This is a genomic window from Parvibaculum sp., from assembly GCF_049672805.1.
In the GTDB taxonomy this organism is placed as follows: Bacteria; Pseudomonadota; Alphaproteobacteria; order Parvibaculales; family Parvibaculaceae; genus Parvibaculum.
The window spans coordinates 1-6,198 of sequence record NZ_JBATWS010000094.1; the positions used below are offsets into that span (position 1 = coordinate 1).

Here is a 6,198-nt window from a genome sequence, read left to right on the forward strand (position 1 = left end):
ATACCCGCATGTTTGCGGCCTTCGCTCATAGCGGCATAAAGCGGATCATCGCCCGTCACCGCGCCAAGCGTTGCCACATAGCCGGCGCGGAAGCGGCGGATCGCTTCGCTGTCGAGAAGGAATTCGCTCGCGGGCACGAGATCAAGCCCCTTGAGCTGGCCCACTGTTCGCTGCGTTGCTGCATCAAAGCTGCGGATCGCATCCAGCGTGTCGCCGAACATGTCGAGCCGAACCGGCAGTTCAAAGCCCGACGGATAGATGTCGACAATGCCGCCGCGCACGGCAAACTCGCCCGGCTCACGCACGGTGCCTGTGCGGCTGTAGCCATTGGCGGCGAGATAGGCCGTCAGATCATCAAGATTGATGCGGTTGCCGGTGCGCGCCGACCAGCCGGACCGTCTGACCGACTCCCGCGGCGGCACGCGCTGCAGGATAGCGTTGACGGTGGTGAGAAGCAGAACCGGCTTTTCCTGCGCCGCGCCGCCGATCGTTGCAAGCCGCGAAAGTGCCGCCATGCGCCGCGCGCTGATATCCGCATTTGGCGACACGCGGTCATAAGGCAGGCAGTCCCATGCAGGAAAGATGATGATGTCTATTTCAGGCGCGAAGAAACCGAGAGCCTCCGCCAGCGCCGCCATGCGCGCATCTTCCCGCGCAACATGCACGGTGACGCCGCCGCCCGCTGCCCGCACCATATCGGCGAGCACCAGAGCATCGAACCCTTCGGGAGCCTCACCCAGCGTAAGTCTGCCCGGCGCCGAAATTACTTCCGCAAAATTCTTCAAGAACTACGACCCCCGGCCTATCGCGGTCCGAGCGGTCCCTTCATATGGTTGAATGTCTTGATCCGGGCAAACAGCTCATGGTCATGCTCGGGGGGCACGTTTTCGCGCCCGGTGAACCAGTTGTAAAGAGACGTGTCCTCGACCTCGATCAGCTTTTCATAAGTATCGAGCTCCGCATCGCTCAGGCTGTCCAGTGTAGTGTCGGCGAAATGCCCGAGGATAAGATCCATCTCCTTGACGCCGCGATGCCAGGACCGAAACTTCAGCTTCCGCAAGCGAATAGCGCGCTCTGTGTCACTGTTATGCCTGGTTTCGCTGGTCATTTCGCTCTCCTGGGCCGCATCCCGTCCGCCTGCCGGGATATAGACCGTGAAGGGCCATATGTCATTAGAATGGCTGCATGATTCCCGTCTTTTCCCGGAGTGCGGGCAATGCGGCCTGAAATCCTCTTTCCGCTCTTTGCACCGGCACACACGCTGCCGGGCATCGGCCCGCGCCTTGAAAAGCTGCTGGAGCGGATTGCCGGGCCAAAAGTCGTGGACCTGCTCTGGCACCTGCCTGTCGGCCTGATAGACCGGCGCAGCCGCCCGAAGATCACCGAGACGCGCGATGGCGAGATTGCCAGCATGGAGGTGACGGTCGGCCTTCACGTTCCCCCGCGCACAAAACGCCTGCCCTACCGCATCCATGTCTCGGATGAGACGGGCGAGATGCAGCTCGTCTTTTTTAACGCGCGCCCGGACTATCTGATGCGAGTACTCCCGGAAGGCGCGCGCCGCATCATCTCCGGGCGTATCGAGTTCTATCAGGGCGCGCCCCAGATGACGCATCCCGACCACATTGTCGGGCCGGATGAACTGGCAGACATGCCGCTGCTGGAGCCGATCTATCCGCTCACCGCCGGCCTGCCGCTCAAGGCTGTGCAGAAAGCGCTTCGCGGCGCCCTCATCCTGCCGCCCGAGCTGCCCGAATGGCAGGATGATGCCTGGCTGAAAGCAAATCGCTGGCAGGGCTGGCGCGCCTCGCTCATGGCGGCGCACGAGCCGCAATCGGCTGCCGACCTCTCGCCGGAGGCTCCTGCCCGTGCGCGGCTTGCCTATGATGAATTGCTCGCCAATCAGCTTGCGCTGGGTCTTGTCCGCCTGCGTATGAAGAAGCGGCCCGGAAGGTCTGTCGTGGGGGATGGCCGCCTGCGCCGCAAGGTGGAAGCCGCCCTTCCCTTCGCACTGACGGGCGCGCAGGTGCGCTCGCTGGCGGAGATCGATGCCGACATGAAAGCCTCCCACCGCATGTTGCGGCTGCTGCAGGGGGATGTCGGCAGCGGCAAGACAGTGGTTGCCCTTCTCGCCATGCTGAATGCGGTGGAGGCAGGCTTTCAGGCCGCCTTGATGGCACCGACCGAAATCCTCACCCGACAGCATTTCGCCACCCTGCAGCCGCTCTGCGAGGCGGCGGGCGTGCGCCTTGCGCTTCTCACGGGCCGCGAGAAAGGACAGCAGCGCGAGAACGTCCTCAGCGCCACCGCAAATGGCGAGGTGGACATTCTGATCGGCACCCATGCACTCTTTCAGAAAGACGTTGCCTTTAAGGCTCTCGCACTCGCCGTTGTGGATGAGCAGCATCGCTTTGGCGTGCATCAACGCCTGATGCTTGCGGAGAAAGGCGGCGCCGGAACGGATGTGCTGGTGATGACGGCAACGCCTATCCCGCGCACCCTCACACTCACCGCCTATGGCGACATGGATGTGTCGAAGCTTGATGAAAAACCGCCGGGGCGGAAGCCGGTGGACACGCGCGCCATACCGCTCGACCGTCTGGATCAGGTAGTGTCCGGCCTTGGCCGCGCGCTTTCAACCGGCGCGCAGGTCTATTGGGTCTGCCCGCTGGTGGAAGAATCCGATGAGGTGGATGCAGCCGCCGCAGAGGAACGCTACCGCCATCTTCAGGAACTGTTCGGCGACCGCGTCGGCCTTGTGCATGGCCGGATGAAACCCGCTGACAAGGACGCCGTAATGGCGCGCTTTGCGGCGGGCGAAATTGCGATCCTCGTAGCAACCACGGTGATCGAAGTCGGCGTCAATGTGCCATCGGCTACAATCATGATGATCGAACATGCAGAGCGCTTTGGCCTTGCCCAGCTTCATCAGTTGCGCGGCCGTGTCGGCCGGGGCGCGGACAAATCAAGCTGCCTCCTTCTCTACCAGACACCACTCGGCGAAACGGCAGAGGCACGCATCAAGATCATGCGTGAAACAGAAGACGGTTTCCGCATCGCAGAGGAAGATTTGCGTCTGCGGGGTGCGGGCGAGTTGCTCGGCACGAGGCAGAGCGGCCTGCCAACCTTCCGCATGGCAGATATCGAAACGCAAAAGGAATTGCTCGCCGCCGCGCATGATGATGCCCGTCTGATCATCGAGCGCGATCCCGAGCTTGAAACGGAGCGCGGCAAGGCGCTTCGCATCCTGCTCTATCTCTTTGAGCGCGACGAGGCTATCCGCTACCTCCGTTCGGGCTGACAGGGCCAGAAGCGAGATTCTGGCCTTCATGCCCGTCACGCCCGCCCCCTGCTTGAGCCAACACCTCTCACCTCTCCGCCATTGACGCCGGGTCATCCAGCCATTCCCCTGCGTCGTATTTTCCGCAATGCGACAGGGGCTTCCATAGGACGCAAGAGGGCTTCATCATGGCTGCCAACAATCATTCGAACAGGCGAAAAGCCCGCACCACTTGAGGGAGAGAACGCATGGCCAAGCCCGCGCCCGGCACGAAAATCCGGCTCCTGCCGGAAGACGAATACACCCACACGCCCGACAAGGCGCAGAACTATAACGAGAGCATGTATTTCAACATGTTCGATCCGGTGCGCAAAACGGGCGGCTGGTTCCGCCTCGGCAACCGCCCGAATGAAGGACATGCGGAAATGTCCGTCTGTCTCTACCTGCCGGATGGCCGCGTCGCCTTCATGTATGCGCGGCCAAAGATCGCCAATAATGACGAGATGAATGCAGGCGGACTGAAGATCGAAGTCATCGAACCCTTCAAGCGTTTGCGCGTCACCTATTCGGGCCGCGTCGTCGTTCTCGCCCGCCCCTTTGACATGGCCGACCCCGCACGCGCCTTCAAGGAAAACCCGGTCGTCCCCTGCGAAGTCGAACTCGACTATGAGGGCGTCTCTCCCATGTTTGGCGGCGAGACGGTGAAGGAAGACGGATCACCCCTCGATCTCGATCCCGAAAAATCCTTCGCCAAAGCCCATTACGAACAGCACATGGCCGCCAGGGGCCACTTCAAGATTGGTGAGGAAGTTTTCGAGGTAGAAGGCTTTGGCCTCCGCGACAAGAGTTGGGGCCCGCGCTACTGGCAGGCGATCCACTGGTATCGCTGGCTGCCCATGAATTTCGGGCGCGACTTCGGCATGATGATTTCCATTGTCACCAATGATGAAGGCAAGGAACGCCACGGTGGCATGGTGCTGAAGGACGGGAAATACGACCTCATCACAAAATGCAGCATCGAAAGCGACTGGGACGAAAATTGGTATCAGACGGCGCTGCGCGCAAAGGTCGAAACCGAATCCGGCGCAACCTATGAAGTGGAAGGCAAGGTGCTGTCACTCATCCCGCTGCGCAACCGCCGCAAGGATGCAGATGGCAACGAGCTCAACACGCGCATCACCGAAGGTATGACCGAATATCGGTGCAATGGCATGGTCGGCTACGGGCTTTCCGAATATCTCGACCAGATCGTGGATGGCAAACCGGTAGGCGTAGGACACTGAGATGAGCAGGGAGGCAAATCCGATCGAGGCGCCGCTCGCCGAAGTCGCACGAAAATACATTCCGGGTGCAACTGGCATTGCATCACTGAAGCGCCTGTCGGGCGGCGCAAGCCAGGAAATCTGGTCGTTTCAGGCCACAACGAAGGACGACCCTGTTGCGCTTATTCTCCGCCGCGCGCCGGGCGGCTTCCGCGACACCGGCCGCTCCGGCACGGCAGTACCGCTTGCGACCGAAGCGGCCCTTATAAAGCTTGCCGAAGAGGTGGGCGTGCCAGTGCCGCCGGTGCGCCATGTGCTGACCGAAGAGGATGGCATCGGTCAGGGTTTCATCATGGATCATGTGCCTGGCGAAACGCTCGCGCGCAAGATTCTCCGCGATGAAGAGTTTGCCGAGGTGCGGCCGAAGCTTGCCCGCCAATGCGGTGAAATCCTTGCGCGGCTTCACACCGTCGAGAAATCAAAGCTGCCGCCGCTCCGTACAGCCACGGGGCGCGACGAGGTGGAGCAATATTTCTCGACCTATGAGCAGCTTGACTACCCCCACCCTGTCTTTGAGCTCGCCTTTCGCTGGTTGCGGGACAATGCACCGGACGACACGACCAGGCTCACGCTTGTGCATGGCGATTTCCGAAACGGCAATCTGATGATCGGGCCGGATGGCGTCCGCGCCGTGCTGGACTGGGAGATCGCCCATATTGGCGACCCGATGGCGGACCTCTCATGGATATGTATCAACCCGTGGCGCTTCGGCAATATCGACCTTCCGGTCGGCGGCTTCGGAACGCGGGAAGACCTGTTCGCAGGCTATGAGGCAGCCGGCGGCGACAAGGTCGATCCCGCCCGTGTGAAGTTCTGGGAAGTGCTCGGCACATTGAAATGGGGCGTGATGTGCATGGGAATGGCGTCCGCCTTCCTGCAGGGAGACCGCTCCGTTGAACGCGCTACCATCGGGCGGCGTTCATCGGAAACTGAAGTGGACCTCATGCGCCTGCTCGCGCCGCTTACCGGGAAGGAATGACCATGCAGGATCAACCCTCAGCCATTGAGCTTATCGAGGCGGTGACCGAGTTCATCCGCAATCACGCCATGCCCCAGCTACAAGGCCACGCGGCCTTCCACGCGCGCGTTGCAGCCAATGCGCTCGACATCGTGAAGCGGGAAATGGAAATCGGCCCGGAGGCAAACCAGCAGGAGCGCACCCGCCTGATGGCGCTGCTAGGACGGGACGGGACGTTGGATGAGCTTAACCGCGCCCTCTGCGGAAAGATCAGAACCGGCGAAATGGGCCTAGACACGCCCGGCCTTGTCGATCATCTCTGGGATATCACCCTGACGAAACTCGCCATCGACCAGCCTAAATACTCAGGGTATCTGCGGGCGCTTGAAGAAAAACACAAGGCAAACTCGTAGAACCCAGTGACTATTTGGTAAGCGATACGCCCTAAAATCCGGGAACTCTTGTATTCGAGTTCCCGGTGCTTATGTGATTCCCAATACTCAGTCTCACTGCGAAATTGATGTCGCCACGCTTGGTCACCACCACCCTGTGCGTGCCTTCGCGACCTATTGGCGTGAGCGGGAGCTGGCGGGCAAAGTGCCTGCCCGCAGCAGCATCAATCCCGGTGAGATCACCTC

5 protein-coding genes and 1 pseudogene are annotated in these 6,198 nt (G+C 61.1%); 4 read left to right on the plus strand and 2 right to left on the minus strand.

Translation table 11 applies throughout. The features are described 5' to 3' along the window. A pseudogene (locus WBF74_RS02960) lies at positions 1 to 785 on the minus strand (transcription-repair coupling factor); the annotation flags it as partial. Positions 786 to 802: 17 nt separating this feature from the next. Then, a complete protein-coding gene (locus tag WBF74_RS02965) occupies positions 803 to 1,108 on the minus strand; it encodes a succinate dehydrogenase assembly factor 2 (RefSeq protein ID WP_424434938.1) in 306 nt (101 codons plus the stop codon). A gap of 108 nt (positions 1,109 to 1,216) precedes the next feature. On the opposite strand from WBF74_RS02965, the gene recG reads away from it, so the two are divergent. From recG to WBF74_RS02985, 4 genes are all read left to right on the plus strand, one after another. Next, the gene (recG, locus tag WBF74_RS02970) at positions 1,217 to 3,301 is read left to right on the plus strand and encodes an ATP-dependent DNA helicase RecG (RefSeq protein WP_424434941.1); all 2,085 of its coding nucleotides are present in this window, start codon (positions 1,217 to 1,219) and stop codon (positions 3,299 to 3,301) included. Between the two features lie 227 nt (positions 3,302 to 3,528). Beyond that, on the plus strand, positions 3,529 to 4,563 hold the full coding sequence (locus tag WBF74_RS02975; protein ID WP_424434944.1) for a DUF7064 domain-containing protein: 1,035 nt from the start codon (positions 3,529 to 3,531) through the stop codon (positions 4,561 to 4,563). Position 4,564: 1 nt separating this feature from the next. Continuing rightward, positions 4,565 to 5,581 carry a phosphotransferase family protein gene (locus tag WBF74_RS02980; protein WP_424434947.1) on the plus strand — a complete coding sequence of 339 codons (1,017 nt, stop codon included), beginning with the start codon at positions 4,565 to 4,567 and terminating at the stop codon, positions 5,579 to 5,581. Positions 5,582 to 5,583: 2 nt separating this feature from the next. Next, entirely contained in the window at positions 5,584 to 5,973 is a 390-nt protein-coding gene (locus tag WBF74_RS02985) for a DUF6285 domain-containing protein (protein ID WP_424434950.1), read from the plus strand. Positions 5,974 to 6,198 lie beyond the last annotated feature (225 nt).

What these genes read in the sequence shown, in the direction of transcription:
- WBF74_RS02980 (WP_424434947.1), top strand. Translation starts at nt 4,565, where the DNA reads ATGAGCAGGGAGGCAAATCCGATCGAGGCGCCGCTCGCCGAAGTCGCA.
- recG (WP_424434941.1), top strand. Translation starts at nt 1,217, where the DNA reads ATGCGGCCTGAAATCCTCTTTCCGCTCTTTGCACCGGCACACACGCTG.
- WBF74_RS02965 (WP_424434938.1), bottom strand. Translation starts at nt 1,108, where the DNA reads ATGACCAGCGAAACCAGGCATAACAGTGACACAGAGCGCGCTATTCGC.
- WBF74_RS02985 (WP_424434950.1), top strand. Translation starts at nt 5,584, where the DNA reads ATGCAGGATCAACCCTCAGCCATTGAGCTTATCGAGGCGGTGACCGAG.
- WBF74_RS02975 (WP_424434944.1), top strand. Translation starts at nt 3,529, where the DNA reads ATGGCCAAGCCCGCGCCCGGCACGAAAATCCGGCTCCTGCCGGAAGAC.